Below are 24,927 nucleotides of genomic sequence, written 5' to 3'. Positions count from 1 at the left end.
AAATAATAACCATCAACTTTTTTAGTAATAGATACAGTCTTGATATCAAACCCGTCAGGTATTGGGCGATGACATCCCTCTTGAGAAAATTATCTAATAGCTGTTAACCTAGTTGTAAATATCACCTTTAAGAGCGTGTAACTAGAGATGGCTGGTATCTTATCAATCAAAAATATGGATGAAATGTTTGAAGAGACAGCTATCAACGGTAATCAACCTCATCAAACTGAAAATGACATTGTTTTGAAATATTCAGAGTCTATTGGTAAAGGATATTGGCAGCGCACGTTCCTACCGGATGGTATTTCTATAGATATTGAAAATAATGTATTCTTCAACCATATTATCTTGAAAGAACCAGACGGCGAGGGATGGCCGGAAATAGGTTTTCGGCTATCGGGAAACCGTAAATTGTATACAGGTGAGGTGATGCAAGGTGGTCAAAACTTCTTGTGTTTGTCGGATGTCGGTCGCGGAGATGTAACAGAGTGGGCGGGTAATCAACGACACCTGAAAGTTGATATTAACCTCACGCCGGAAATGTGGGCTATGTTGATTCAGCAACACTCACAATACTTATCTCCACACCAGCAACTTCCGCTTTTCGGGGTTAAAAATGCACCTTACTACGAACTGCGAACCACTACACCTGTAATGCAGTCGGTGCTATACCAAATTCTCAATTGTCCCTACCGAGATTTTATCCGAGAGGTTTATCTACAAAGTAAAGCACTGGAACTTGTGGCTTTGTGGCTGGCACAAGAACTAGATTATCGTCAGATTAACCAATCTACAGTCAAACTTGCCCCAGATGATATAGAACGTATTTACTATGCCAGAGATATTCTCATTACTAACTTACATCATCCACCAACATTGCTAGAACTATCACGTCGAATCACGGTGAATGAACGAAAACTGAAGCAGGGTTTTCGGCAGATATTTGGGACTACAGTTTTTGGCTACCTGCATGATCATCGCATGGAACAAGCTAAACAAATGTTGACAGAACAAAAATTGACTGTTGCCCAAGTTGCCCATGCTGTAGGCTATTCTCATCTAAGTCACTTTGCGGCTGCATTCAGAAAAAAATTTGGGGTAAATCCCAGTGCTTACCGACAAAAATAGTCTGTCTAACGCAGAAGGCACAAATATTAGACAATTATTGACACTATTTTAATCACAATGACGGAAATTACAGCTAACTATGATGAAACCTGGAAAGAAGTAATAGGAGATTATTTTGATTCATTTCTTGCCTTCTTTTACCCAGAAATATATCAACAAATAGATTGGACTAAAAACCCCATTTCTCTAGATAAAGAATTAGAACAGATTACCGCATCTGCGGACAGCAAAACACGCCATGCTGATAAATTATTTCAAGTGTGGTTGTTAGATAACCAAGAAGTGTGGATATTAATTCATGTAGAAGTACAAAGTCAATATGATAAAGAATTTTCCCAAAGAATGTTTATCTACAACTATCGAGCTTTTGATTTATATAAAAAACCAGTTATTAGTTTAGCCATACTGGGAGATGAAACTAAAAATTGGCGACCTAGTTCTTACTAATATGGTTTAGGCAGTAGTCAATTAATCTTTAACTTTTCTATTGTTAAGCTTCTAGATTATCAGTGGGAGGAGTTAGATCAAAGTAATAATATTTTTGCTATAGTGGTAATGGCACATTTAAGGACTAAAGCCACTAACAGCAATTTGTCAGCTAGGGAACAGTGGAAATGGAACTTAGCTAGATTACTTTATGAAAGAGGTTATAACCGTAAAGAAATTGTTGATTTGTATAAAGTCATTGATTTAATGATGGCTTTATCTCCAGACCTGCAATTAAGTTTTGAGGAAAAATTAGCTAATTATCAAGAGGAACGAAAAATGCCACTTTTAACTAACATCGAACAACGGACTATAAAACAAACTCTGAAACAAAATATTATCAAACTTGTGCAAGTGCGGTTTGGTGATATTCCCGAAAATTTAGTTGCAAACATTAATCAAATTGATGATACATCTTTTTTAGAACAAATATTTATATCAGCAATTAATGTTAGTTCTATAGAAGAATTTGCACAGCTTGTTAACTCTAATTTACCAGAAGCAGATTAATAGATGTAGCTTGGGTTAAGCGACAGTGCAACCAACAATTGATAATATACTTTACGAAAGCGGAAGTTAGGAGAACAGCCAACTTTTAGGGATGGGCTGGTTTTTCGCTTAAATGCTTCACAGTGATACGTAGTATCGCTGTGAATGGTAAATCCCAGTGCTTACGGAAAGTAAAAATAGTCCGTCTATGGATAAAGAAAGTCTGTCTATGGATAGACTCAGTAACCACAGAACCATCAAAATACTTTCACAATAATTGAAAAGTATTCCTAACTAGCAGGTTAAAACCCTAGTTTTAATCTACTCGTTAATGTGATGTAACTGTGGTTTGAGGGTGAGTACGGTGAATCAACAAATTTTGTATAGTCTTTGCTTAACAGGTATTGTATCGACATTGATTGTGCCTTCTGCTTCTGCTGAAGTGGTTCAGACAAAATCGGGCGTTTTGCAAAATATTACGCACAGAGAATTACGTAAACGTCTTGTTAATCAAGCTGAATTGCTGTCTCAAGTACCTAATTCCCCCACACTGGTGGAAGTGACAGGAGTGAAAGCCACTCCCACAGATAAAGGGGTGGAGTTGATTTTGCAGACGAATCAAGGAGAAGAGTTACAAATCACCAATCGTAGTGCCGATAATAACTTTATCGCAGATATTGCCAATGCTCAATTGCGTTTACCCAATAGCGATGGGTTCATATTCCGTTCGGAAAAACCAATTGAGGGAATTACTGAGATAACGGTAACAAACTTGGATGCTAATACTATCCGAGTCACAGTCATAGGAGAGGCGGGATTACCTACGGCGGAGTTATTTGATAGTGATGAAGGTCTGATTTTTGGCTTGACACCAGTTGTTACTTCTGCACAGACTCCAAAATTACCAGAAGAACCAGAAACTCAAACAGAACAACCATCAACTCCAGACCAGCCGATTGAATTGGTAGTAACTGGTCAGCAAGATAGATACAGTGTACCCAATGCCACAACTGCGACAAGAACGGACACACCCCTACGTGATATTCCCCAATCAATTCAAGCAGTTCCCCGACAGGTGCTAGAGGACAGACAGGTGATTCGAGCCTCAGATGCACTACGTAGTGTCAGTGGTGTGCAGCAGGGAAATAAAGTTGGCGGTACATCCGAGGTATTTAATATTCGTGGTTTTCCACAATTTGGAGGGAATCTCCGCGATGGCTTTAACAATAGAAACAATTTTTCTATTGTAGAAACGGCAAATTTGGAACGGATAGAAGTCCTCAAAGGACCGGCTTCTGTACTCTATGGTAATTTAGACCCTGGTGGTGTGATTAACTTCGTTACCAAACAACCCCTTTCAGAGCCTTTTTATGCTGCGGGATTGCAGGTTGGAAGTTTTGGTTTAGTGCGACCAACCCTTGATTTATCAGGCCCCTTAAACCCAGAACGAACACTGCTTTATCGCTTGAATGCAGCTTATGAGAGAGGCGGAAACTTTCGGAATTTTGATACAGAAGTTGAGAGATTTTTCATTTCACCTGTAGTTACTTGGAAGATTGGCGATCGCACTGACCTCAGACTTGAATTAGAATACTCAAACGATAAGCGTCCATATGATCGGGGATTAGTTGCTTTTGGTACAGGTATTGCTGATATTCCCTTTGACCGAGTTTTGGGTGAACCAGACGACTTCAGTGAAAGAACAAATTTTTTAGCAGGATATCGATTAGAGCATCGTTTCAATGATGACTGGAAACTCCGGAATCAGTTTCGATACTCTTCCTCTGACCAAACCAATAATCGGCTCGAACCTGGCAGGCTCAACGAAACTACTGGGGAGCTACGTAGAGAATTTTCTCTGGGTGAATTTACTGTAAGAAATTATGAATTGCAAACCGATCTAGTGGGAAATTTTGCTACGGGATCAATCCAGCACACCCTGCTATTTGGCGTTGATTTATCTTGGGTAAATGACGGAGGAGTATCTCTTTTTGAACCCGCTCCTAGCATTAATATCTTTAATCCTGTTTATGGAATTGCTACCCGACCTAGCAGAGATGAATTTGCAGATGTATTCCCTTTTGGATCTCAAACAGATTCCATTGGCGTGTTTGTGCAAAATCAAATTACCCTAGCTGAAAACTTAAAACTGCTAGTAGGTGGACGCTTTGACAATATCGATCAAAGCTCTGCTTCTGATGAACGGCAAGATCAAGCCTTTAGTCCGCGAGTGGGTATCGTCTATCAACCGATTGAGCCAATTTCTTTATATACCAGCTTCAGTAGATCATTTCAACCTAACTTTGGAAATCGTGCAGATGGTTCGCTCCTTGAACCAGTGCGCGGTACACAGTATGAAGTTGGTGTCAGAGGTGAGTTTCTCAATGGTAGCTTGATTACAAATTTGGCTGCTTATGAAATCACCAGGAGTAATCTTGCGGTTACTGATCCAGATAATCCAAATTTCTCCATTCCATCAGGAGAGCAAAGAAGCCGGGGTGTGGAGTTGGATGTCACAGGGCAAATTTTGCCGGGATGGAATTTGATTGCTTCCTATGCTTACACTGATGCCAGAGTTACCAAAGATGACAACCTACAGCCGGGTAATTTACTTGATGGTGTACCGTTTAATTCAGCCAGTTTGTGGTCAACTTATGAAATTCAAACAGGTGATTTCCAAGGCTTAGGATTTGGCTTGGGTTTATTTTATGTGGGTGAACGCCAAGGTGATTTGAATAACTCTTTTCAACTGCCTAGCTACGTGCGTACTGATGCCAGTATATTTTATCGACGAAATAACTGGCGGGCTGGTATTAATATTAACAACCTTTTCAATGTCGATTATATCGAAGATAGTGGCCAGCGCCGGAATCGCATTAACCCTGGTGAGCCGTTCACGGTAAGAGGAACGGTGTCCGTTGAGTTTTAGATTGTCCTGCACTTCGAGTAGAACTAAATCAACTTTTTAAAATGTATAAAATTCGTCGTGGGCTGGGGTTCTTTGGGTTAACACTTATGGCAGTTGTGCTGTTTTCTGCTTGTACTAATAATGTCTCACAAAAGTTAACTAACTCTGCTGAGTTATTGCCTTCACAGTGCAGAATAGTCAAACATCTTACGGGTGAAACCTGTGTTCCTAATATCCCACAGCGAATTATTGCTGCAAGTGAACCAGCTTTGGAGGCTGCTTTAATACTAGACTTCAAGCCCATAGGTACAACTAATTACGCACAACAGGCTGATTACTTGAGAGAACGGTTTGAAAGTTCTGACAGTGTTGGTTTAGATTCACGACAACTAAGTTTAGAGAAAATTCTCACTATCAAACCAGATTTAATTTTAGCTACAGATGATTATGGAGAACAGCAGGAATTGTATGACCGGCTCTCACAAATGGCTCCTACTGTGATTGCAAAGTGGTGGGATGGTCAGAGTATTCGCTGGAAAGAATGCTTTCAACTATTTGCTCAAGCCTTTGGGAAAACATCTGAAGCTGAAGAAACCGTCAATGCTTACAATCAAAGGATTGCAGAATTACAGCAGCAAATGGGCGATCGCCTCCCAAATACTGTCATCTCAATTATCGAAATTTATCCCGATAGAATCCGCCTATATGGGAAAACCAAGACTGTTAGCCTGAGTAGCACCATTATCGAAGATATCGGCTTACCTCGCCCACCTTCCCAGGAAGAGGGAATGGATATCTCCCTTGAAAGTATTGGGGATGCTGATGGCGACATCATTTTTTTAACGGCACGAGATCCCGAAGCACAACTTTATCAGCAAGTTCTTAATCATCCTCTATGGAAACAACTGAAGGCTGTACAGGCTGGAAAAGTGTATAAAGTTGAAAATAGTTACTGGGGTGGAAGCGGCTACATTGCTGCCAATCTCGTTTTGGATGACTTGTTTAAATATTTAGTGAAGTAATCATGAATATTTCAACCAACAAAACTCAAAATAATTGCCGTTTTTGTTCCGAGATTTCCCAAGCTAACGGTGAAGACCCCATTGGTTCAGCGAACAATGCTGAACAATACTTCATTATTGAAGCTGCACAACCTTGGCCAGATAACATTTGGATAAACCCTAACTCCATACCACAGGATGTATTAGACCCGTTACAATGTATTTGGGGAAATGGTGGGTCAATTCGACCACTAGCGATCGCACCAGACCGAGAGTATTCCCATCCAAGTTATACTCGTGTATTCTACTATCGCCGACCCGCCAAATTTTTTGCTCAATTTGAGAAACATGAATTTATCGTACCTGATGCTTTACTTGGTTCTTTGGCATTAGCTTTACTCAAAAATCCAGAAGAATTACCAAACCTTAACCAATATCGCCAACCAACAAACCACATTCGAGAAATACTCGTTTGCAACCACGGCAATGTTGATGCAGCTTGTAGCAGATTTGGTTATCCGCTTTATCAAAAATTGCGTTCTGAATACGCGAGTGCAAATAATAATAACTTACGTTTTTGGCGATGTAGTCATTTTGGTGGACACGAATTTGCACCTACCTTAGTTGACTTACCCCAAGGACAATATTGGGGTCATTTAAAACCAGAAATTTTAGATTTATTAGTCCGACGTAATGGTTCAGTTAAAGAACTATATCCCTACTATCGAGGCTGGGGTGGTTTATCCTTCTTTGAACAAATTGCCGAACGAGAAATTTGGATGCTTGAAGGTTGGAAATGGCTGGAATATCATAAAGCCGGTCAAGTTTTAGCCAGTGATGAAATTAACCAAGAATGGGCTGATATTCGCATTGATTACACCACAGTTGATGGCAATATTAGCGGTGCATATCAAGCCAGGGTCGAAGTAAAAGGTTCAGTTATGACAGCCTGGAAATCAGGAGCAAACCCAACTTTAGAGGAAGTCAAGCAGTATCAAGTTAGTAGTCTAGTGAAATTGGCATGATCAAAATTGGACACGCGCAGCTTTTCTAACTTCTGTAATGTCTAATTCTAGTGCTTCTGCTACCTGTTCCAAAGTTAACCCCAATTTCAATAATCGAGGTATTGCCTCAAGTTTGCCCTCAACGCGCCCCTTACGCTTTCCGTCTTCCAAGCCTTCTCGGTAAACCTTTGTTTGTTTCAAATCACCTAATCCTAACATTGCCTGAATCTGATAATTACTACTTTTGTTGCTCAGTTTACGGTCGCGCAGCTTTTCTAACTTCTGCAACGTCTAATTCTAGTGCTTCTGCTACCTGTTCCAAAGTTAACCCCAATTTCAATAACCGAGGTACTGCTTCGAGTTTACCTTCGAGTTTACCTTCGAGTTTACCCTCAAGTTTACCCTCAACGCGCCCCTTCCGCTCTCCGTCTTCCAAGCCTTCTTGGTAAACCTTGGTTTGTTTCAAATCGCCTAATCCTAACATTGCTTGAATCTCCGCTTGATTCTTGTGAGGAAACTTATAAACAATGATTGTCTCTATTAATTCTACTAATTTTCTCCTGACTTGTTCATCAGGAACTTGTTTACTCCTCTCAATTAAATTCCGAGCTTTTACACTGGCCTGTTCTGGTGGTTCAACTACCAACGTGAGAGTTCCTAAACCAATTGATTGATTAGTTAAGTCTCTCAACTCATCTAGGTAAATTACTTGCACTCGCTGACCTTTTTTGAATTGGAGCGAAGCGACTTGACTTCTACTGATAAAAATTCATAGGCTTCCGCTTCCACTGGCGATTGACCGAGCAATTCAAAGAAAACGCCAGGAAATGTTTTGAACAGTCGATAGAGAATTGAATCAGTTTTCACACATTCAAAAAAAGCTACATAGCTAAATCAATATATCAAAATATATTCGCATTAAATAGGCATAATTAAGCGGAAAATATGAAAATTGGACTACGGCAATACTGGAATTTACTTGTAGATTATCTTAAACCCCAAAAGGGTAGAGTTATCAAATTTGCGGTAAGCGTAGCTATGCCGTCAGGCTTATCGCACTCTTAGCCAGCATCGGACTACAATTAGTCAACCCGCAAATTCTCCGTTATTTCATAGATACAGCCGTAGCTGGTGGTTCTGGGCGAAACTTACTTTTAGCCGCCTTACTATTTATAGCTGTAGCTGTCATCACTCAACTCATCACCATTACTGCTACCTACTACGGTGAAAACGTCGCTTGGAGAGCCACTAACGCCTTACGGGCTGACTTGGTTGAGCATTGTTTAAAACTAGATTTATCCTTTCATAAATACACTACACCCGGTGAATTACTAGAGAGAGTAGAAGGGGATGTTCACACTCTTTCGCAATTCTTTTCCAATTTCAGCATTTACATCTTAGGCAACTTGCTATTGATGTTAGGTGTAATTGTAGTGCTATTTGCCGAAGATTGGCGTGCAGGTTTAGCGATCGCCTTTTTTGCCTTAATAGCCTTATCTACTTTAATACGTCTGCGTTCCATAGCCGTTCCCTATTGGAGAACTTATCGCCAAATTAGTGCCGATTTTTTTGGGTTTCTAGGTGAACAACTCGTTGGGATGGAAGACATCCGCGCCAATGGTGCTAAAAGCTATGTGATGCAACGCTTCCATAAAATTTTGCAAGGCTGGCTACCTGTATATCATCAAGCCCGTTTTGCCAGCACTATTCTTTTTTGGCAAATTAAATAAATTTTGTCAGCAAAGCATTCAGGGCAAAGACATAAACATGAAAGTTGGCATGGGCTATCATTGCTGCTTCAAGAGAATATTGCCAAAACAGCCATCCACAAGCAGTACCCACAATACCATTCAGCAGAATGGCGTAAACGATGACCCAACCTGTAATCGGTGCCAGGTTAGAGATTAGCGGCAAATGCAACAGCCCAAAACAACTGCTGCTAAAACGATCGCACTCTGATAGACTACATGACTAGGCAGTCCTAAGCCTTGCTTGCATAACTTCCAACCTAACCAAACTAGGAGCGACATCAACCCCCAACGCGTCAAAATTTCTTCCGTAATGCCACCGTAAAACATCCCCGCTATAGCATCCATAATACTTGGCTGGGGCTGATTAGTAGCCCTCAATGCTTCCGGCGGAGTTATTTGACATCTGAAGCTGAAAAAATCGTCAATGCCTATAATCGAATGGCACTAAGATAAGCGCAAATCTTTAAGGTATAAGCCTTTCAGGGTGTAAGGGTGTAGAGGGGTAAGGTAAACATCTAAATAATTAAATCAAGATACCTCATAAATACTGTTCTTCTCATCACCCCTACACCCATTCATAGCAAGAGTTTCATGTTTTCTTAGTGCCATTCGCCTATAATCAAAGGATTGCAGGATTACGGCAGCAAATGGGCGATCGCCGGCAATACTACACAATTCTCAGGCGCGGAATTAGAGACACTTGCAGCCGAAGCCGCACTACTGGCATTTGACCAAGGGCGATTCACTAATATTAGTATATTATTGAATATAAATCTATATATTTGATGATCACAAGACTATCTAATTCGTATCCTTCTTAAGGATGAATTATATGGTATATGGCGGCTGATTGTTTCAAGTAATGCTTGATAGAAAATCTTAAAAGGTGAATGTGTGGCGACAGTTGAGTATAAACAAACAGGAAAATACCTTCCTCCTAACATACTTATTTTAGGAATATCTTTTGTACCTGGAATAACTGAGATTAGTAGTGAGCAACTAACTGAAATGCGGCATTTTATTAAAAATGATCGATTACTTCAGCATTATGTTAAACAAAAAATTCTGATTATTCAAGAGTGATTTTTATACAAGAGTCTCTGCATACGAAATAATCTGTTTTTGACACAAAAATATTTTCTTTAGGTGCTTTTAATCTGGCATATGCACCTAAAAGAAAAAGCTTGGCTGGTGAAAAATGAATTGCCACTATAGCCTTAAATATCCCTAGAAAATGTCACAAGATGATTAGCCAATCAATTTAATGACACCTTGACTAACAAAATACTCAAGCTGAGAATTGTGCTGTATTTGTTCGCGGACTAACCTAAGCTGCTCGTAGCTGAGAATGTGTAATCCTGGACGAATCACATAACCATCGATAATAACATTTTGTGGCTGCTGGCTGTCAGTGCGATTGTAAGTAATTGAAGGCACATTTATACCTAGATAAGTAAAAACTAACAAAGTTCAGAATATTTTGCTCTGTTGCCTATAGCTTTACATAGTTTCTTAGCCTTAGTACATTTCTCAACAAGAGCTTAGTTTTTGTGTGGCATTATCTGTTCTCTCACCCATTCCCTGATTGCTTGGAGAAAAACCCGTCTTCCTGCCATGCGATATCTTTCAATTAGTGATGGAATTGCTTGAATATTCAGATGAGGAAACACTAAAATTGTTTCTCTTTCAAGGTATCCCTCACCCTGCAACTGATAAATTTTGATTTCTCCAGAATCATAAGACCAAATCTCAGGTACACCCAGAATCTACAATTTCAGGGTTATCGCTGCTGTTTACCGCAGGTTTTATGGCTTGGAAATCGCGGAAAAATGGTTTCCAATTTTATTGATTTTTGCAATGAAATCTGTTCGTGGTAATGACTTTAATTCTAATATGCAGCCACCACAACCAACGCGATCGCCTCTGTTGCTAAAGTCCCGATTGGGTCACTTAATTAGCTATCTCTCCACCTTCTTCCTTGCATCCAAAACCCTTGGCGTATTGAGTTCAATCCAGTCTGCTAAAGCGGCGATGCGATCAGCGACTTCTTCTCCCATCGGAGTCAGGCTGTACTCAACAAAAGGTGGAACTACATGGTGAGATACACGCAAAACAAAACCATCTTCCGTCAGTGATTGTAGACTCTGAGCCAGCATTTTCTCACTAACTCCCCCTATTTTTCGTCTCAACTCGCTAAATCTGTGAGTTCCTTGGCGCAGCGCAATCAGAATCAGTACGCCCCATCGACTGCAAACGTGTTTCAGGATGTCTCGTGAAGGACATGGCTGGGCGAAAAGATCGCCCATTTCAAAGCGTTGTGTCAGAGTATTTGAATCATTATTGTTATTACTCATATACTTACTTTTTTGTTAGTACTTACCAAAAGTTAGTAAAGCAATTATATTAGGTTTATCGACATCAAAAAATTAACCAACTAAAAAATATGATTGTCATCACTGCTGCATCGGGTCAGTTAGGCAGATTAGTATTGCAAGAACTATTAAAATCCGTTCCTGCCAATAAACTAGTAGCTGCGGTTCGGAATCCAGAAAAAGTATCAGATTTTGCCAGTTTAGGCGTGCAGGTACGGCAGATTGATTATACCCAACCCCACACATTAGATATTGCCTTCGCTGGTGCAGAAAAAGTATTGCTCATCTCCTCCAGTGAAATTGGCAGTCGCGTACCTCAGCATAAAAATGTCATCAACGCCTGTAAACAAGCTGGAGTCAAATTACTGGCTTATACGAGTCTCTTACACGCAGATAGCAGTCCCCTGCCTCTAGCAGCAGAACATCAACAAACTGAAACTGTCCTGAAAGAATCTGGTGTGCCTTATGTGATATTACGTAATAGTTGGTATAACGAAAATTATATGACTGGTATTCCCGTAGCTTTGGAATATGGTGCAGTCATGGGCTGTGCCGGAGAAGGCAAAATAGCCTCCGCCGCCCGTGCTGATTATGCCGCAGCCGCAGCCACCGTTTTATTAGCCCATGACCAAGCGGGTAAAGTCTATGAATTAGCTGGTGATGTAGCCTATACATTGAGCGAATTTGCCACCGAAATTAGTAAGCTGTCTGGAAAGCAGGTCATTTATCAGAATTTGTCTGAAGATGAGTATATTCATGTATTAAAAAATGCAGGCTTACCTGAGTCTATTGCTGTGATGTTAGCAGAATCTGAGACAGGAGCAGCAAAAGGAGGGTTGTTTGATGCCAGCCAAACCCTAAGTCAACTGATAAGCCGTCCTACCACATCTTTGAGTGAGTCTATTCAAACAGTTCTGAAGCTGTAGTAGGTGATAGGTCAGGACTTATCCAAACTGCACAATAGTAATGGACTGACATAGCTAATTTAGTGCAGTAACCAAAATTTCATCCGCGTCCATCTGCGTTTATCTGCGGTTAATTTTATCCAAACTCTAATGCAACATTTTAGTCGCGTCAGTCCACTACTAAAGGCTACTTCTTTATCTTCATCAATAGCAATATACCAGCTACAGATGATTTTTACTCAGCACTCAGCATTTTCCAGCTATGTCTATGGTTTCAAGGTGTTGGATAGCAAAAGTGATGGTAGTTGTTCTAATATCAGAGCATTAGCAATAGGTGCGCCAATTACATTACCCCAGAGGGTGTAGTCCACAAAATAAACCCGTCCTTCTTTCCAAGCTTGTGAATTGTGCAAGAGGGGATTTTTAGCCCATTTTTGCTTGAGTTCTTTGAGGGGAACGGTATAAGTAGATTTACCATTCCAGTTATCTACCCAAGTATTAACAATTACAATATCTGCATCGAGTTGAGCGAGGGTTTCCAGGGTAATTTGTGGACGTAACCCTGGTTTTCGTTCTATATCTGGCAAAAATACAGGTTGAAATCCAATTTTTTCGAGAATTTCAATTGTATTTCCGTTGTATGTAACCTCTATATAGTCCATTAATTGACTGCAAACAATATTTAGGACTCGCGGATGGGTACTGACGAGAGATTCTAATTGAGCGCGGACTTTAGCTAACTGTTGCTGTTGTGAGGTAATAATTGATGGTATATTTTTCTGGCTATCAAGGGCTTTGGCAACAATTTTAATGCTTTCCTGCCAATTTTGCTCATTATCTATGAATACGGTTGGAGCGATCGCACTAAATAACTGATTGTCCTGATAATTTAAGCCTAAAATCAAATCGGGTTTGAGTAGAGTCAAAGCTTCTAGGGAAGGACTAGAGCGATCGCCTAAATTAATCGGCTGACTTGTGACATACTTACCCAGGTAGGGAATTTGTTGGCTAGGGTTATCGAATTGAGGCGCATTCACTAAATAAGCATCCGCGTAAGCAGCAGGTTGTACATCCAAGGCTAACATCAGACTCAGCATCTTAGGTTCGAGAACTGCGATTTTTTTAGGTTTACCGCAAATCTTGGTTTTTCCTACTGCGTGTTCAACCACTCGACAATCAGTAGACTGTGGTACATTACTTTCTAAATTGGGGTTGTCGATAATATCACCTTGACAAGCTGTGATCAAGATGGACGTGAGTACAACCAAGACAATATATTTATGCAGGAAAGCGATAGCAACACCCACCAAAAGCATCGCATTGCAGCAAGTTTTCCAGAACATGATCAACTCAACAAAAATCAAGGTCAAAACTGAATTGAAAACGAACCGATGACAGTAAAAGGCGCACCAGGATAGATTGTATTTCTGGCTTGAGATGTTTCATAGTAAGTTTCATTGAAAAGATTGCGGAAATTTAGAGCCAACCTCCAGTTATCTCGTTTGTAATATATTGCTGAATCTGTTCGGAAATAGCTGGACAACAAGCTTGTATTTTCCACGTCGGCATATCTATCTCCCACATAGTACAGTCCCAAACCAAAGCCCAAACCTTTTAAATCACCGCTTTGCAGTTCATAGCTTGTCCACAAACTTGCAGCGTGTTCGGGTACATTATCGATGCGATTACCTACGGGAATGGTATTGTCCTTTGAGGTAATTGCATCGGTGTAGGTGTAAGAGGCAATGATATTCCAACCTGGCACAATCTCCCCGCCAATATCTAATTCAATCCCTCTACTTCTTTGTTCTCCAACCTGCACAGATAAATTGGGATCGTTGGGATCGGAAGTGACAACGTTAGTTTTGGTAATCTCGTAGGCTGCTAGGGTTGCTGAAAGTTTTTCGCTAATATCTGCCTTGATACCAACTTCGTACTGTGTTCCTCTTGTTGGCTTAAAGGGTTCGTTACTTGCCGAACGACCAAAAAAGCGATCGGGTTTAAACGATTGAGAATAACTGGCATAAAGAGAAATCGCTTGAATTGGTTGATAAACTATACCGATACGGGGACTAAAAGCACTGAGAGATTCTTCACTCGCTGTTTCTGAGAAACCTTCTTCTTTTCTCTGGAAGGCATCAAAGCGACCACCAACTAAGAGCTTCAAATTATCTGCAAAAGTAATTTGGTCTTGAACGTAAATCCCTAAAGTATCTCTTCTAGTTGTGTAGGAGAAAGTGCTTTCATCAGGTGTAGCCGGGAGTTCTACATCATAATTGGGATTAAAAATGTCCAGAAGTATAGGATCTGCCACATCGAATGAGGTGTATTTCCAGGTGTTGCGTCTTAACTCCACCCCAATTAAAGGTTGATGAACAATTGATCCCGTCTTGAACTTACCAACTACTTCTGTTTGTAAAGTATAGATGTCGCGTGTGAACTCATCACGACTCACGTATATTGGGGCAAACTGGTCATCAATTAAGTCATAGCCACCATAGGCATAAGTCCCAGATGATTTCCCAGAAACAAAGGAAAACGCATTACGCAGTTGCCAGTCTTTACTAAAGTCATGCTCTAGTCGATAGCCAATCCGAAAAGTGCTATCGTTATAAACGTGGGGCAGACCAACAAAGCGACTAATAGGGATAGGAGCAGGTCGATCGCCAATGGAAGGAATACCACGATCAAAGAGATAATCGTTGTCCTGATATTCTAAGTCAAAGGTTAAAGAAGTGCGATCGCTAATATTCCAAGTAATTACAGGCGCAACAAATACCCGTTCTAGAAAGTTATAATCTCGAAAACTCCCAGAATTTTGATAAGCCACATTCAACCGATACAACAGTGAACCATCATCTGTCAGCGGCCCCGAAATATCAAAACTAGGGCGATAAAAGGCATAATTACCCACATTCAACTCAGCCGCATAATAGGGAGTTCTCAGGGGTTGTTTGGTGACAACATTGATAATTCCTCCTGGTTCAGCCTGACCGAATAGCACCGAAGCCGGTCCTTTGAGAACTTCGATGCGATCGATGTTAGCTGTGTCTACCAAAGAATAAAAGTCAGTATCATTAAAACCATTGCGGAAGTTACCATCCTGATCGAAGCCACGAATTCTATATCCACCTGCATCTGTACCACCATAATTACCTTGTTTGTTGACACCGCTAACGTTCTGCAATACCTCTTGTATGCGCGTGGTTTTTTGGTCTTCTAAGATTTGACGCGGGATCACTTGAATCGAACCAGGAATATCGCGCACAGGCGTATCGGTTTTAGTCGCAGTTGAGGCGGTAGGTACGCGATATCTGTCTTGTTCTCCCGTTACTACCAACTCAATTGGGTCATCCTGTTGGGCTATGGGTTCTGCTGGAGGTGCATCACTAGTTGGTGTTGCTGGCGGTTGTGTGGCTGTGGTTGTAGATTCAACAGCCAAAATCAACCCTGCATCATCATCAAATAACTCAACCGCAGGTAAGGCCTTTTCACCGACTACCGTAACTCGTACAGTATTCGCGTCAAGATTTGCAACTGTTATCTCCGTAATTCCATTTATAGGTTTTTCTGAGCGATATGTAAAAGCATCTCCATTAGGTAGTTGCAATTGTCCTGTAGTAATATCTGCAATAAAATTATTTCCCGTGCTGCGATTAGTAACTTGCAGTTGCTCCCCTTGGGTGGTTTCTAAAATTACCTCCACCCCTTTTTCAGTGGAATTTGCCTTTACTCCTGTAATGAGAATCAGAGTCTGTTGGGTGGGGGCTGATGTTTGTGCGATAATACGAGCATTAGTTACAGGAAGTTTGATTTTATCCTGTCCCACTGTCTCGGCTCGTGTGGGAGTGGCGAATAAAATAGCCATTGTCAAAGGTATTGCACTTGTCAGCAGCAAGTTTGGAAATAATTTATCTAACTTCATCTATCTCCCCACATCAGATAACACAATTTGTCCGTAACTCAAGCGGACAATGACTTTAGCAAGATTGTTTGAATTACAAACGCAAGTCTTATTAGTAAGTATTCTCAGTAATCTTACGGTAATCTGAGGAAAAGCTAAAGTATGGAATGTTCTCTAAACGGAATTTTTTAGTTCTTTAAACGGAATTTTTGCGCGAGTAAACGCTAGGACTCACGCCAAACTTTTTACAGAAAGCTGTCATAAAAGCACTACGACTAGCATAACCTACATATTGTGCTACTTGATTGACAGTTAACTTGGCATCTAAAAGTAATTCCTTGGCTTGTTCCATACGGTAGTTATGCAAATAACCAAAGACAGTTGTACCAAATATTTGCTGAAAGCCTTTTTTAAGAGTGCAATCATTCAGATTGACTTGCCGTGCTAAGGCTATTAATGTTGGTGGATTAGTAAAATTATTAATGAGAATATCTCTGGCTTGGTAAATACTATCAATTTGTATCGGTTTGAGGTTAATATTTTGATTTAAGATAAGCGAATCTTGTAATTCTTCAAACCTTAACGCCATTAATTCCAATACTTTAGCCTCTAAATAAAGTTGCTTTGTTAAACTTTGATAGGGACAATTTAATATTTGTTGTAAAATGGTCTGCATTTGTGGTGTTGTCCTACCAATTTGCAGATAATTCATTTCACCGCTATTAGCATTCTCAATGATCTGTCTAAAATCGGCAGGTAATTTATCTATATGATCGAATACGAAACTTTCAAATAAAGCATATTCAATATGAATATCTAGTTTTAAAAACTCTTTTTGAGCTTGCCATTCTTTCCAACTACTTTCACCAGGATCTAGTTCTAAAGCTATGAAATTTTGCCCTGTTCTTAAATCTAAATGAGGGTCACGACCCAAAATATGAAACCCTAATTCTAAACAAGAATAAGGTTGATGTGGGGAATATTCAATAACTAAGTTTTCTTGCAGATTATATTTTTCTAGCAACAGGGAGATTCCTGGACGTAAATACAACCACCGTCTATAACCATGACTTATCCCCCTGGGATCATCTACCTGCAATTCATAAGTTTTGAGTTGAAAAGGAGCGTTATTATCTAGTGGTTCTGATGTCAATAAATGATGAAAATCTTCTTGTAAAACAAGGGTCATGTAATTTGGGATTTGGGATTTTGTATTTATTAAATATTTAAATATATAGATGAGAAATAATATTGTTACTTTGTCTGGGACATGAGTATCAAGAGTTATAAGCGAATGGCACTAAGATAAGCGCAAATCTTTAAGGTATAAGGCTTTTGGGGTGTAAGGGTGTAGGGGAAACAACTAATACTTAAGTGAAGATATCTCATCAATACTGTTCTTCTCCTAACCCCTACACCCATCCACAGCAAGAGTTTCACCTTTTCTTAGTGACATTCAGTTATAAGCATTGTGTACGTTAAGTAGAGCAACATCACAATTGATGTTGCAAATAACACCTAACCTTCCGGTTTCGTCAATACAGAAGGAATACTTGCAAAAATGGCAGACTCCAATTCTTTGGGAAGTTTTTCCCACATAAACGCCCCTTTACGATTATTAATGTACATCTGTGTAAATTCGAGTAATGCTGAAGCATTTTCTGCATCTGGAGGTAAATCAACCAACAGATAGGTTGGTTTTTCTGGACTGGAAAGCGCCACAACACAGCCACGGCTGCAAGCCCATAAACATCCCACAGACTGAATTTCCAGTTCTTCTGTTGCAAATTTTTCTGAATACAAGCTGGTAATTTTGTCAAGTAAAATACTGCCATCGCAAGGCTGATTTTCTGCCAATTCTTCCGATGAACGGTGACAAGATTTGCAAACGAATAGGGTGTGTTTGGTCATCTGAGTAATGTCAACAGAAAATTTATTGATAAATAATATCATTAATTATTGTAATGTAGTGAAACAATACAGCAAAAAATAGAAATCAGCCGTTCAAATTCCTCTTATTTCTTCACCGTCACCTATTATCTACATTGCTGGAGAAGGTATTTATCTAAATCATCGAGTATGGCGTTAGCTGACATAATATTGCCAAATATCCAGTAACCTGAATCAACTGTGTATACGCAATTGTTTTTGACTGCTTTCAGCTTTTGCCATAAGGGGCTAGCCTGAAATTTTTTGAAGTTTTCTTCACCACCAGCATCTAATGTGACAAACATTACATCTGCATCTAGTAAGTCTAGTCTTTCTAGACTTGCAAATACAAAAGGAAAGCCTGGACTAGTAGGAATTTGATTTTGTTTTTCTGGAAAAGACAGTCCCAACTCCACAAGAAGGCTACCGGGGAATGAGAAATTGGAGCGAAATTCTATTGTTTTGTGAAAGTAATTATATACACGTACTACAGAAATTTTTGTTTTTCCCAATTTGTTTTTTACAATTACCCGCAATTTTTCTATTCGTTGCTGAAATTCAGCAATTAATTTCTGGGCTTGTTCAGTTTTACCGATTATATTACCAACACGCAAAAGGACATCTCTCCAAGCAGTTTGAGCATAATCAACAGTAACAGTCGGGGCTATTTGCGAAAATAACTCGTAGCTTTTTCTGTCGGTGCTTTCTGCTAGACCTAAAATTAAATCTGGTTTTAATAGCAGCATTTTTTCTAGATTCAAAATACCATGATTTCCTATAACAATTGAATCTATACCTTCAGCTTTTTGCCATAATTGTTTTTCTCTACTACTCCATTCATCAAAATTTATGGCTACAGCTATGGGTTTTAAATCTAGTGCTACCAAAATTTCTAAAATATCTTCATCCATAGCGATAATGCGCTGGGGATGCAAAGGAATACAGGTTTCTCCCAAGGGATGCTTGATAATTCGACATTCAGATGTGACTGGTTTTGAATTAGCAGATTGAATATTTTGATTTGGATGGCTATAACAACCCGTCACTAATACAAAGACCAAGGTTATAAAGAAGATTAGCTGGAGAGAATAAAGCCACCGTTTGGACATCTTTGCTTTTAGTTTTTGATATCTGGCAAATTTTTAAAATTGTACTGAAACAGTTCCCAATACAGTAAGTGGTGTTCCTGGATATATCAATGAACTATTTTGAGATGATTCGTAATATCTCGTGTCAGATAGATTTTTAAAATTTAATCCTATTCTCCAGTTATCGCGTCTATAGAAAATAGAAGCATCAGCACGCACATAGGATGGTAACACAAGATTGTTGGGTAATTCAGCTTGGCGATCGCCAACATAAAATACCCCTAAGCCAAAGCCCAATCCTTGCAAATCGCCCGTCTGAATTTCATAGGTTGTCCACAGACTAGCTCCACGCCTTGGAGCATTAACCAATGTATCACCAATAGGTAGATTATTATCTTGGGTGATGACGGAATCATTAATAAAAGTGGAAGCAATGACATTCCAACCTGGTAAAATTTCTCCAGAAATGTCTAACTCAATACCACGACTTCTGACTTCTCCCACCCCAAGAGAGAAAAAAGGGTTGTCACGATCGCTGGTGAGAATATTAGTTTTAGTAATCTCATAAGCTGCTAGAGTTGTCGAAAGTCTCCCAAAATCAGCTTTGACTCCTACTTCCAACTGTTTACCACGAGTTGGTTCAATTATCTCTCCACTAAAAGTTTTAGCATTGTTGGGGAGAAAGGAGCGACTATAACTAGCATACAAAGAGATGGGTTCAATCGGTTGATACACCAATCCCACACGCGGGGAAAAGGCTTCATTATAAAATTCATCTGAGGTAGGGCTGTCAGGTTCACCTATAAACTGGAAATTAGAATCAGATTTAGCTCTAGCAAAATCATATCTACCTCCGATTAATAACTTTAAATTAGGCGAGAGGGTGATTTGATCTTGGAGATAGAGACCTATGGTATTAGAATTGCTTTTGCCACTAAAACTGTATAATGCTAGTGGGATTGGTGTATCATACACAGGATTAAAAACATTAATGAAGCTGTCTTCTGAATCCGTTGCATTGTAAGCGTTATCATTAAAAGCGAGTTCAAATCCGACAAGTAGCTCATGTTTGACTGCGCCAGTATTAAACTTAGCAATCACATCGGTTTGCCAAGAATAGTCATTTTCATAATCTGGACTATTCCGAAAGGCTCGTAGGACTTCATTGGTTTCTGGATTGTAGTTAAACAGACGGTAGGCTAAAGTTGTCCCCTCAGAAAAAGAAGCTCCAAAAACAGTGCGGAGGCGGATATTATCATTAAATCCATGCTCCAAGGTGAAATTGAGACTATTAGTGGTATTGTCAAGTGTATCGTCAGGATTGTTTAAATTTCGACTGATGGGTAACTCAAAGGAAATGGGATCTATGGGTAAACCATCATTAAAAGACTGATTTGAGCGTGAATGTTCATACTCAAAAGTTAAGGCTGTGCGATCGCTAATCTGATAATTGACGACGGGTACAATAGACAAGTTTTCCCCATTGACAAAATCAATGAAGCTACCAAAGTTTTGATACGAAGCATTCAAGCGATATAACAGTTTTTTGTCAGTAGTCAGAGGCCCAGAGATATCTAATGAAGGGCTATAAAAACTGTAACTCCCAGCAGTAAATTCAGCCGCATAGTAGGGATCGCTGAGGGGTTTTTTGGTAACAATATTTACAAGTCCCCCTGGTTCTAATTGCCCATACAAAACGGAAGCCGGGCCTTTGAGAACTTCGACTCGCTCAACGCTGCTAGGAGCGGTAAAAGTAGACGTACCACCCCTAGCGGCTCGAACATTGAATCCATTTCTCAGAGTTCGATTCGAGTTAAATCCGCGAATAGTATAAAAATCTGTCGCATCTCCATAACCTTTTTGTGGAGTCACCCCTGACACATTCCGCACAGCATCTAAGATGCGAGTTACTTGCTGGTCTTTCAACACCTGCTGCGGGATCACTTGAATCGATTGAGGGATATCGCGCAATGGAGTATCGGTTCTGGTAGCAGTGGAAGCATTAGGAACACTATATATATCCTGTTCGCCTGTCACCACCAGTTCAATTGGTTCTTGATTTTCTTCAGTCTGTGCTGCTGGTTGTTCTGGTGTAGCTTGTGTCTGTGGGGGTGTTGCACTCACCACCCCCAAAATCAAACCCTCATCACTATCAAATAACTCTACTACAGGTAATCCCGTCTCACCTGTGACTGTCACCCGAATAGTATTAGCATCCAGATTGGTAACTATAATCTCGCTAATTCCCTCCACTGGCTTTGGGGAAGTGAATGTAAAACTATCACCATTAGGTAAGCGTAACTGTGCATTAGGAATATCAACTATGTATGCGTTACCTTGACTGAGATTTACCAGTTGTAATTTTTCCCCAGAGGTAGTCTGTAAAATAACTTCCACGCCTTTTTCTGTAGGATTTGCTGTCACTCCTGTTACTTGTACAATTTCAGTTGTCGGTGCTTGCGCCAATATTGAGACATCTTTACTCAGTTGAGGAGTTTGATTGCCTGTGGTGTTTACCTCTGCCCGTACAGTTTGATTACTGATTAAGATTGATACTATTGTCGCCAAGTACAAAGTATTTAATAAACCTGCTTTAATTAACATCTCTCCTCACATACAGAAAGATAAAGCCATAATGAGGTGTATATTGCATGACATCTCATTGAGACTTGCTTCTGTTATTAGTAATTCTTAGCGAGAATCTTACTGCAATTAAATGGAGAGTTAAAGCTCTAAGTGTGACATCAACGGAATTTATTGTTACCTAAGCGGAATTTCTTTGGATATAAGCAGTAGGACTCACACCGAACTTTTTACGGAAAGCCCTGATAAAAGAAGTACGCGCTTCATAACCAACCACTTGGGCTACTTGAGTCACATTCATTTCTTTTTCTAAGAGTAATTCTTTCGCCTGTTCCATACGATATTCATGTAAATATCCAAAGGCTGTAGTCCCAAACACCTCTTGAAACCCCTTTTTTAGTGTGCAATCATTTAATCCCACCAGCCTCGCCAAATCTATTAATGAAGGTGGGTTATTGAGATTTTTAATTAAAATATCTCTAGCATGGTAAATACCATCAACTTGATGATTTTTAAGAGTATTGTCTGTATTGATATTAGTAGGATTTTCTTGTAGATATTCCAACCGTAAAGCTAATAATTCTAATATTTTGCCTTCCAAATAAAGTTGTTTTGTCAAACCTTGATAGGGACAATTTAAAATCTGACGTAACACAATTTGCATTTCATGGGTGGTAATGCCAAAATTCCGATACTCAGGCTCATCATCATTTTTTTCAAACATTCGTCTAAAGCTAGCTGGCAATAAATCCATTTGATGAGCAAATAATCTTTGAAGTTCTGAATATTCAAGGTGAATATCAAATTTTAAAACTTTTTCCTGTGCTTGCCATTCAGTATGATTTGCTGGTTCTAATCCTCGATATACATCTAAGAAATTTTCTCCTGGGTAGACACCTTCACAGATGTTATGACCAAAGATATTAAAACTTAACTCTAACCAAATTAAAGCAGGGCTAGGTGCTTTCTCCACAACTAAATCATCATTTAACTGATAACAATCAGTGAGCAGAGATATTCCTGGGCGCAAATGAAACCATTGTCTATAACCATGACTCATACCTTGCGGATCATGTATATGAGCTTCCCAGATAGTTGATTGTGGAGTGTTGTTATTTTCTGTCAATGGTTGATAACAATCTGCTGATTCCTGAAGGATGAGTACCATTGGTTTGAAATTATCTACACAGATAAGTGGAGAAAATCAAAATAGATGATAAATCTTATCATTAGTTTGTTAGTTTCTGCAATTCCAAAGGAGCAGATATTATCTAATGTGTCATATTTGACATATCAGGCATACTGAAAAATCATATAGGAATCGTACTTGAATTTTGCTACGTATACTGAGAAACAAAGCTCTGTATAGCAAGCTTCTAGCCAATTTGGTTTTTCAGAAATCAAAGATGAGTCCTATATCAAGACAGCAATTGACGAACTTGATTAACAAACAACTCAGCAGCGATCGGCCCGCGAATGCGGCTTGCTAGTTGGTAATCAATGAAGTAAATTCGATTTGTATTGTGAGCAGATATAGACTGTAAAATCGGATTTTGACTCCATTGACGCTTGGCGTTTTCTATATTGTTATTTCCTGAAGGCATAATCACAATTAAGTCGGACTTAAATTTAGGTAATACTTCCAACGCCACTTCATATTCTGTGGATTCAGGACTAACAAGCTTAAATCCTAAATCTTGTAATAGTCCGCCAGCAAAGGTTTCTGCTCCAAAGGTAAATGAGGTTAGAGTAATTCCCCTAAATGCTAACAGCAATAGTTCCTGGTGTTGAGCAATAGGAGCGATCGCAGTTTTGGCTTGGGATAATTTCTGTTCATACTCTGCTATGACGGTTGGTACTTTATCTTCTCGTCCTAAAGCTTGGGCAATAATTGAGATTGTTTGTTGCCAAGCTGGAGTGATACCATCTCGATGACTTATTAAAATTGTCGGTGCAATTTTGTTTAAGATTTGGTATTCAGTTTCGTTATAAGATGCTTCACCTAAAATCAAATCTGGCTTCAGTTGCAGTAAACTTTCTAAAGAAGGATTACCGCGATCGCCTACATTCATCGGTTGACTGGTAATGCGATCGCCAAGGTAGGGAATTTGCTCTTTAGGTCGATCAAATACTTTACTGTTGAGCAAGTCTACTTCCGCATAACCCGCAGGTTGCACACCCAAAGCAAGCATCATATCTAACACAGGCGGACTCAGAGCAACAACTTTTTTAGGTTGTCCGCAGATCTGCGTTTTACCTGCTTCATGATTAATTACACGGCAATTTGTAGTTATATTGCTGGTAGTCTGATTACTTGGTAATTTTGATACGTTACTGTTACAGCCTGTCACTAACAAAAAAGTACAAACTGATAGCAGCAATAATTTTATATACTTAAACCAAGTCTTCATTTAGATAATTTGTATAAGATTATTCACAGAGTATTTAGGAATCAGTTCTGGCTCAATCCCATGACAATCCCCAATTAAATATATAGATTTACTCTCATCTTCCACCACATCCGCTTGATAAGTTTTAATATCACCATCGGGAAGAATAGCACTAATTTCTATGCGATTAAAGCACTCATCTTCACTTTGTTCTATGAAACAACAGCTAACTTTATAATTAAACCATTGCCAACCATGTAAAAAAATCAATTCTCCCTCCATCACTTGCGCCGGAAACGGGAGGATTCCCCAACCACGATAGATGGATTTTAAACAGTTAATATCCCCTGTGTAGGTGAGAATATTTGTAAAACTTTGGCAGTCTAATTTACCGTAGTATCTACCTTGGGGCAAATCCAAAATAGTAGGGGCAAAGCGATGACCACTAAAATGGCTAGATTGCCAAATTCGGACAGATTCTACAGCCAAATCAGCTACTATATTTTTAGCCTGGCGATAAAAAGGGATACCATATTTAGCACAACATTTATCATGAGTGCCGTGAGTACAAACTAAGATATCCCTAGTGTGAGGATTGATATCTGTATCAGCAATATCTTTACCCGCTAACCAATCTTTGAGAACAATCGCCACATCCTCAAGACTAGAAACATGAATTTCTTGCTTGATATATCCCCCGGAATAACCCATCATGGGGCGAAAAATGAGGATACGGGTTAGATAATTTTGCCGTAATTCTTCGCTGTAGATAAATAGTAAAATTCCATCAGGTTCGACTGCATAGAACTCATTTTCTAGCGATCGCAAATTTGCAGGTACAGCTTTAGAATCAAATTCATTCGCCATCCAAGGAGGCGGACATTCAATCAATACATAGCACTGTCGTCTGCAACCACTACCAATCGGATCTTCGTTAACTTGGCGAGATTCATCAGCACAAAAAAAGTAATTCATCAGTCCCCAGTCCC

22 protein-coding genes and 2 pseudogenes are annotated in these 24,927 nt (G+C 39.6%); 9 read left to right on the top strand and 15 right to left on the bottom strand.

Annotation, left to right across the window (positions count from 1 at the left end; genetic code table 11):
• The first annotated feature begins 147 nt into the window (after positions 1 to 147).
• The 5 genes and pseudogenes from ACN222_RS13050 to ACN222_RS13030 all read left to right on the top strand — a co-directional run bounded on the left by ACN222_RS13050 (position 148) and on the right by ACN222_RS13030 (position 7,037).
• A complete protein-coding gene (locus ACN222_RS13050) occupies positions 148 to 1,128 on the top strand; it encodes an AraC family transcriptional regulator (protein ID WP_010996769.1) in 981 nt (326 codons plus the stop codon).
• Positions 1,129 to 1,185: 57 nt separating this feature from the next.
• A pseudogene (locus ACN222_RS13045) lies at positions 1,186 to 2,124 on the top strand (hypothetical protein).
• A 334-nt stretch (positions 2,125 to 2,458) separates the two neighbouring features.
• Complete coding sequence (locus ACN222_RS13040; RefSeq protein ID WP_010996766.1) at positions 2,459 to 5,032, top strand: TonB-dependent receptor; 2,574 nt, start codon at positions 2,459 to 2,461, stop codon at positions 5,030 to 5,032.
• A gap of 86 nt (positions 5,033 to 5,118) precedes the next feature.
• Positions 5,119 to 6,033, top strand: a complete 915-nt coding sequence (locus tag ACN222_RS13035) for an iron-siderophore ABC transporter substrate-binding protein (RefSeq protein WP_158303714.1) — start codon at positions 5,119 to 5,121, stop codon at positions 6,031 to 6,033.
• Between the two features lie 2 nt (positions 6,034 to 6,035).
• Entirely contained in the window at positions 6,036 to 7,037 is a 1,002-nt protein-coding gene (locus tag ACN222_RS13030; RefSeq protein ID WP_010996764.1) for a sucrase ferredoxin, read from the top strand.
• Here ACN222_RS13030 and ACN222_RS13025 read toward each other — a convergent pair whose 3' ends face one another.
• Both ACN222_RS13025 and ACN222_RS13020 read right to left on the bottom strand, forming a co-directional pair.
• The gene (locus tag ACN222_RS13025) at positions 7,038 to 7,304 is read right to left on the bottom strand and encodes a hypothetical protein (RefSeq protein WP_237087488.1); all 267 of its coding nucleotides are present in this window, start codon (positions 7,302 to 7,304) and stop codon (positions 7,038 to 7,040) included.
• Positions 7,273 to 7,883 (bottom strand): annotated as a pseudogene (locus tag ACN222_RS13020) (Rpn family recombination-promoting nuclease/putative transposase). Before ACN222_RS13020 ends, ACN222_RS13025 begins: the two are co-directional and overlap by 32 nt.
• A gap of 152 nt (positions 7,884 to 8,035) precedes the next feature.
• Here ACN222_RS13020 and ACN222_RS13015 point away from each other — a divergent pair.
• The gene (locus tag ACN222_RS13015; protein ID WP_313949414.1) at positions 8,036 to 8,746 is read left to right on the top strand and encodes an ABC transporter ATP-binding protein; all 711 of its coding nucleotides are present in this window, start codon (positions 8,036 to 8,038) and stop codon (positions 8,744 to 8,746) included.
• Here the strand turns inward: ACN222_RS13015 and ACN222_RS13010 are convergent.
• Together ACN222_RS13010 and ACN222_RS13005 are read right to left on the bottom strand one after the other, a co-directional pair.
• Positions 8,739 to 8,930, bottom strand: coding sequence for a hypothetical protein (locus ACN222_RS13010; protein WP_049942439.1), 192 nt, complete (start codon positions 8,928 to 8,930; stop codon positions 8,739 to 8,741). The genes ACN222_RS13015 and ACN222_RS13010 overlap by 8 nt on opposite strands.
• Positions 8,921 to 9,112 carry a hypothetical protein gene (locus ACN222_RS13005; RefSeq protein WP_010996758.1) on the bottom strand — a complete coding sequence of 64 codons (192 nt, stop codon included), beginning with the start codon at positions 9,110 to 9,112 and terminating at the stop codon, positions 8,921 to 8,923. The genes ACN222_RS13010 and ACN222_RS13005 overlap by 10 nt, the downstream gene beginning before the upstream one ends.
• A 282-nt stretch (positions 9,113 to 9,394) precedes the next feature.
• Between ACN222_RS13005 and ACN222_RS13000 the strand changes: the two genes are divergently transcribed.
• Positions 9,395 to 9,553, top strand: coding sequence for a hypothetical protein (locus tag ACN222_RS13000; protein WP_158303713.1), 159 nt, complete (start codon positions 9,395 to 9,397; stop codon positions 9,551 to 9,553).
• 108 nt (positions 9,554 to 9,661) lie between these two features.
• Positions 9,662 to 9,850, top strand: a complete 189-nt coding sequence (locus ACN222_RS12995; protein ID WP_010996757.1) for a hypothetical protein — start codon at positions 9,662 to 9,664, stop codon at positions 9,848 to 9,850.
• Between the two features lie 165 nt (positions 9,851 to 10,015).
• Here the strand turns inward: ACN222_RS12995 and ACN222_RS12990 are convergent, their stop codons facing one another.
• Positions 10,016 to 10,204, bottom strand: a complete 189-nt coding sequence (locus tag ACN222_RS12990) for a hypothetical protein (protein WP_010996756.1) — start codon at positions 10,202 to 10,204, stop codon at positions 10,016 to 10,018.
• Positions 10,205 to 10,725: 521 nt separating this feature from the next.
• On the bottom strand, positions 10,726 to 11,121 hold the full coding sequence (locus ACN222_RS12985; RefSeq protein ID WP_010996755.1) for a winged helix-turn-helix transcriptional regulator: 396 nt from the start codon (positions 11,119 to 11,121) through the stop codon (positions 10,726 to 10,728).
• A gap of 89 nt (positions 11,122 to 11,210) precedes the next feature.
• Here ACN222_RS12985 and ACN222_RS12980 point away from each other — a divergent pair, with 89 nt between their 5' ends.
• A complete protein-coding gene (locus ACN222_RS12980; RefSeq protein ID WP_010996754.1) occupies positions 11,211 to 12,065 on the top strand; it encodes an SDR family oxidoreductase in 855 nt (284 codons plus the stop codon).
• A gap of 245 nt (positions 12,066 to 12,310) precedes the next feature.
• On the opposite strand, the gene ACN222_RS12975 is transcribed toward ACN222_RS12980, so the two are convergent.
• The 9 genes from ACN222_RS12975 to ACN222_RS12935 form a co-directional block, all read right to left on the bottom strand.
• Positions 12,311 to 13,387, bottom strand: a complete 1,077-nt coding sequence (locus ACN222_RS12975; RefSeq protein WP_231865542.1) for an iron-siderophore ABC transporter substrate-binding protein — start codon at positions 13,385 to 13,387, stop codon at positions 12,311 to 12,313.
• Between the two features lie 23 nt (positions 13,388 to 13,410).
• The gene (locus tag ACN222_RS12970; protein WP_044521422.1) at positions 13,411 to 15,969 is read right to left on the bottom strand and encodes a TonB-dependent siderophore receptor; all 2,559 of its coding nucleotides are present in this window, start codon (positions 15,967 to 15,969) and stop codon (positions 13,411 to 13,413) included.
• Between the two features lie 175 nt (positions 15,970 to 16,144).
• Positions 16,145 to 17,137 (bottom strand): helix-turn-helix transcriptional regulator, encoded by a 993-nt coding sequence (locus tag ACN222_RS12965; RefSeq protein WP_010996751.1) that lies wholly within the window; start codon positions 17,135 to 17,137, stop codon positions 16,145 to 16,147.
• Positions 17,138 to 17,466: 329 nt separating this feature from the next.
• The gene (locus ACN222_RS12960) at positions 17,467 to 17,859 is read right to left on the bottom strand and encodes a DUF1636 family protein (RefSeq protein WP_044523016.1); all 393 of its coding nucleotides are present in this window, start codon (positions 17,857 to 17,859) and stop codon (positions 17,467 to 17,469) included.
• A gap of 125 nt (positions 17,860 to 17,984) precedes the next feature.
• On the bottom strand, positions 17,985 to 18,986 hold the full coding sequence (locus ACN222_RS12955) for an iron-siderophore ABC transporter substrate-binding protein (protein WP_010996749.1): 1,002 nt from the start codon (positions 18,984 to 18,986) through the stop codon (positions 17,985 to 17,987).
• 33 nt (positions 18,987 to 19,019) lie between these two features.
• Positions 19,020 to 21,569: a TonB-dependent siderophore receptor gene (locus ACN222_RS12950; RefSeq protein ID WP_010996748.1), complete on the bottom strand. Its 2,550-nt coding sequence runs from the start codon at positions 21,567 to 21,569 to the stop codon at positions 19,020 to 19,022.
• 160 nt (positions 21,570 to 21,729) lie between these two features.
• Complete coding sequence (locus tag ACN222_RS12945; RefSeq protein ID WP_010996747.1) at positions 21,730 to 22,716, bottom strand: helix-turn-helix transcriptional regulator; 987 nt, start codon at positions 22,714 to 22,716, stop codon at positions 21,730 to 21,732.
• Positions 22,717 to 22,966: 250 nt separating this feature from the next.
• Positions 22,967 to 23,959: an ABC transporter substrate-binding protein gene (locus ACN222_RS12940; RefSeq protein WP_010996746.1), complete on the bottom strand. Its 993-nt coding sequence runs from the start codon at positions 23,957 to 23,959 to the stop codon at positions 22,967 to 22,969.
• On the bottom strand, positions 23,960 to 24,913 hold the full coding sequence (locus ACN222_RS12935) for a sucrase ferredoxin (RefSeq protein WP_010996745.1): 954 nt from the start codon (positions 24,911 to 24,913) through the stop codon (positions 23,960 to 23,962).
• Positions 24,914 to 24,927 lie beyond the last annotated feature (14 nt).

Source organism: Anabaena sp. FACHB-595, from assembly GCF_048568275.1.
Classification (GTDB): Bacteria; Cyanobacteriota; Cyanobacteriia; order Cyanobacteriales; family Nostocaceae; genus Trichormus.
The sequence above is the reverse complement of the archived record's forward strand: the minus strand, read 5'-3'. Positions and strand labels throughout refer to the sequence as shown.

Excerpts from the sequence above, each read along its gene's own strand:
- ACN222_RS12960 (WP_044523016.1), bottom strand. The coding sequence starts at position 17,859 with ATGACCAAACACACCCTATTCGTTTGCAAATCTTGTCACCGTTCATCG.
- ACN222_RS12950 (WP_010996748.1), bottom strand. The coding sequence starts at position 21,569 with ATGTTAATTAAAGCAGGTTTATTAAATACTTTGTACTTGGCGACAATA.
- ACN222_RS12965 (WP_010996751.1), bottom strand. The coding sequence starts at position 17,137 with ATGACCCTTGTTTTACAAGAAGATTTTCATCATTTATTGACATCAGAA.
- ACN222_RS12935 (WP_010996745.1), bottom strand. The coding sequence starts at position 24,913 with ATGAATTACTTTTTTTGTGCTGATGAATCTCGCCAAGTTAACGAAGAT.
- ACN222_RS13050 (WP_010996769.1), top strand. The coding sequence starts at position 148 with ATGGCTGGTATCTTATCAATCAAAAATATGGATGAAATGTTTGAAGAG.
- ACN222_RS13030 (WP_010996764.1), top strand. The coding sequence starts at position 6,036 with ATGAATATTTCAACCAACAAAACTCAAAATAATTGCCGTTTTTGTTCC.
- ACN222_RS12945 (WP_010996747.1), bottom strand. The coding sequence starts at position 22,716 with ATGGTACTCATCCTTCAGGAATCAGCAGATTGTTATCAACCATTGACA.
- ACN222_RS12955 (WP_010996749.1), bottom strand. The coding sequence starts at position 18,986 with ATGTCCAAACGGTGGCTTTATTCTCTCCAGCTAATCTTCTTTATAACC.
- ACN222_RS13005 (WP_010996758.1), bottom strand. The coding sequence starts at position 9,112 with ATGGATGCTATAGCGGGGATGTTTTACGGTGGCATTACGGAAGAAATT.
- ACN222_RS13035 (WP_158303714.1), top strand. The coding sequence starts at position 5,119 with ATGGCAGTTGTGCTGTTTTCTGCTTGTACTAATAATGTCTCACAAAAG.
- ACN222_RS12980 (WP_010996754.1), top strand. The coding sequence starts at position 11,211 with ATGATTGTCATCACTGCTGCATCGGGTCAGTTAGGCAGATTAGTATTG.
- ACN222_RS12975 (WP_231865542.1), bottom strand. The coding sequence starts at position 13,387 with ATGTTCTGGAAAACTTGCTGCAATGCGATGCTTTTGGTGGGTGTTGCT.
- ACN222_RS12940 (WP_010996746.1), bottom strand. The coding sequence starts at position 23,959 with ATGAAGACTTGGTTTAAGTATATAAAATTATTGCTGCTATCAGTTTGT.
- ACN222_RS12985 (WP_010996755.1), bottom strand. The coding sequence starts at position 11,121 with ATGAGTAATAACAATAATGATTCAAATACTCTGACACAACGCTTTGAA.
- ACN222_RS12970 (WP_044521422.1), bottom strand. The coding sequence starts at position 15,969 with ATGAAGTTAGATAAATTATTTCCAAACTTGCTGCTGACAAGTGCAATA.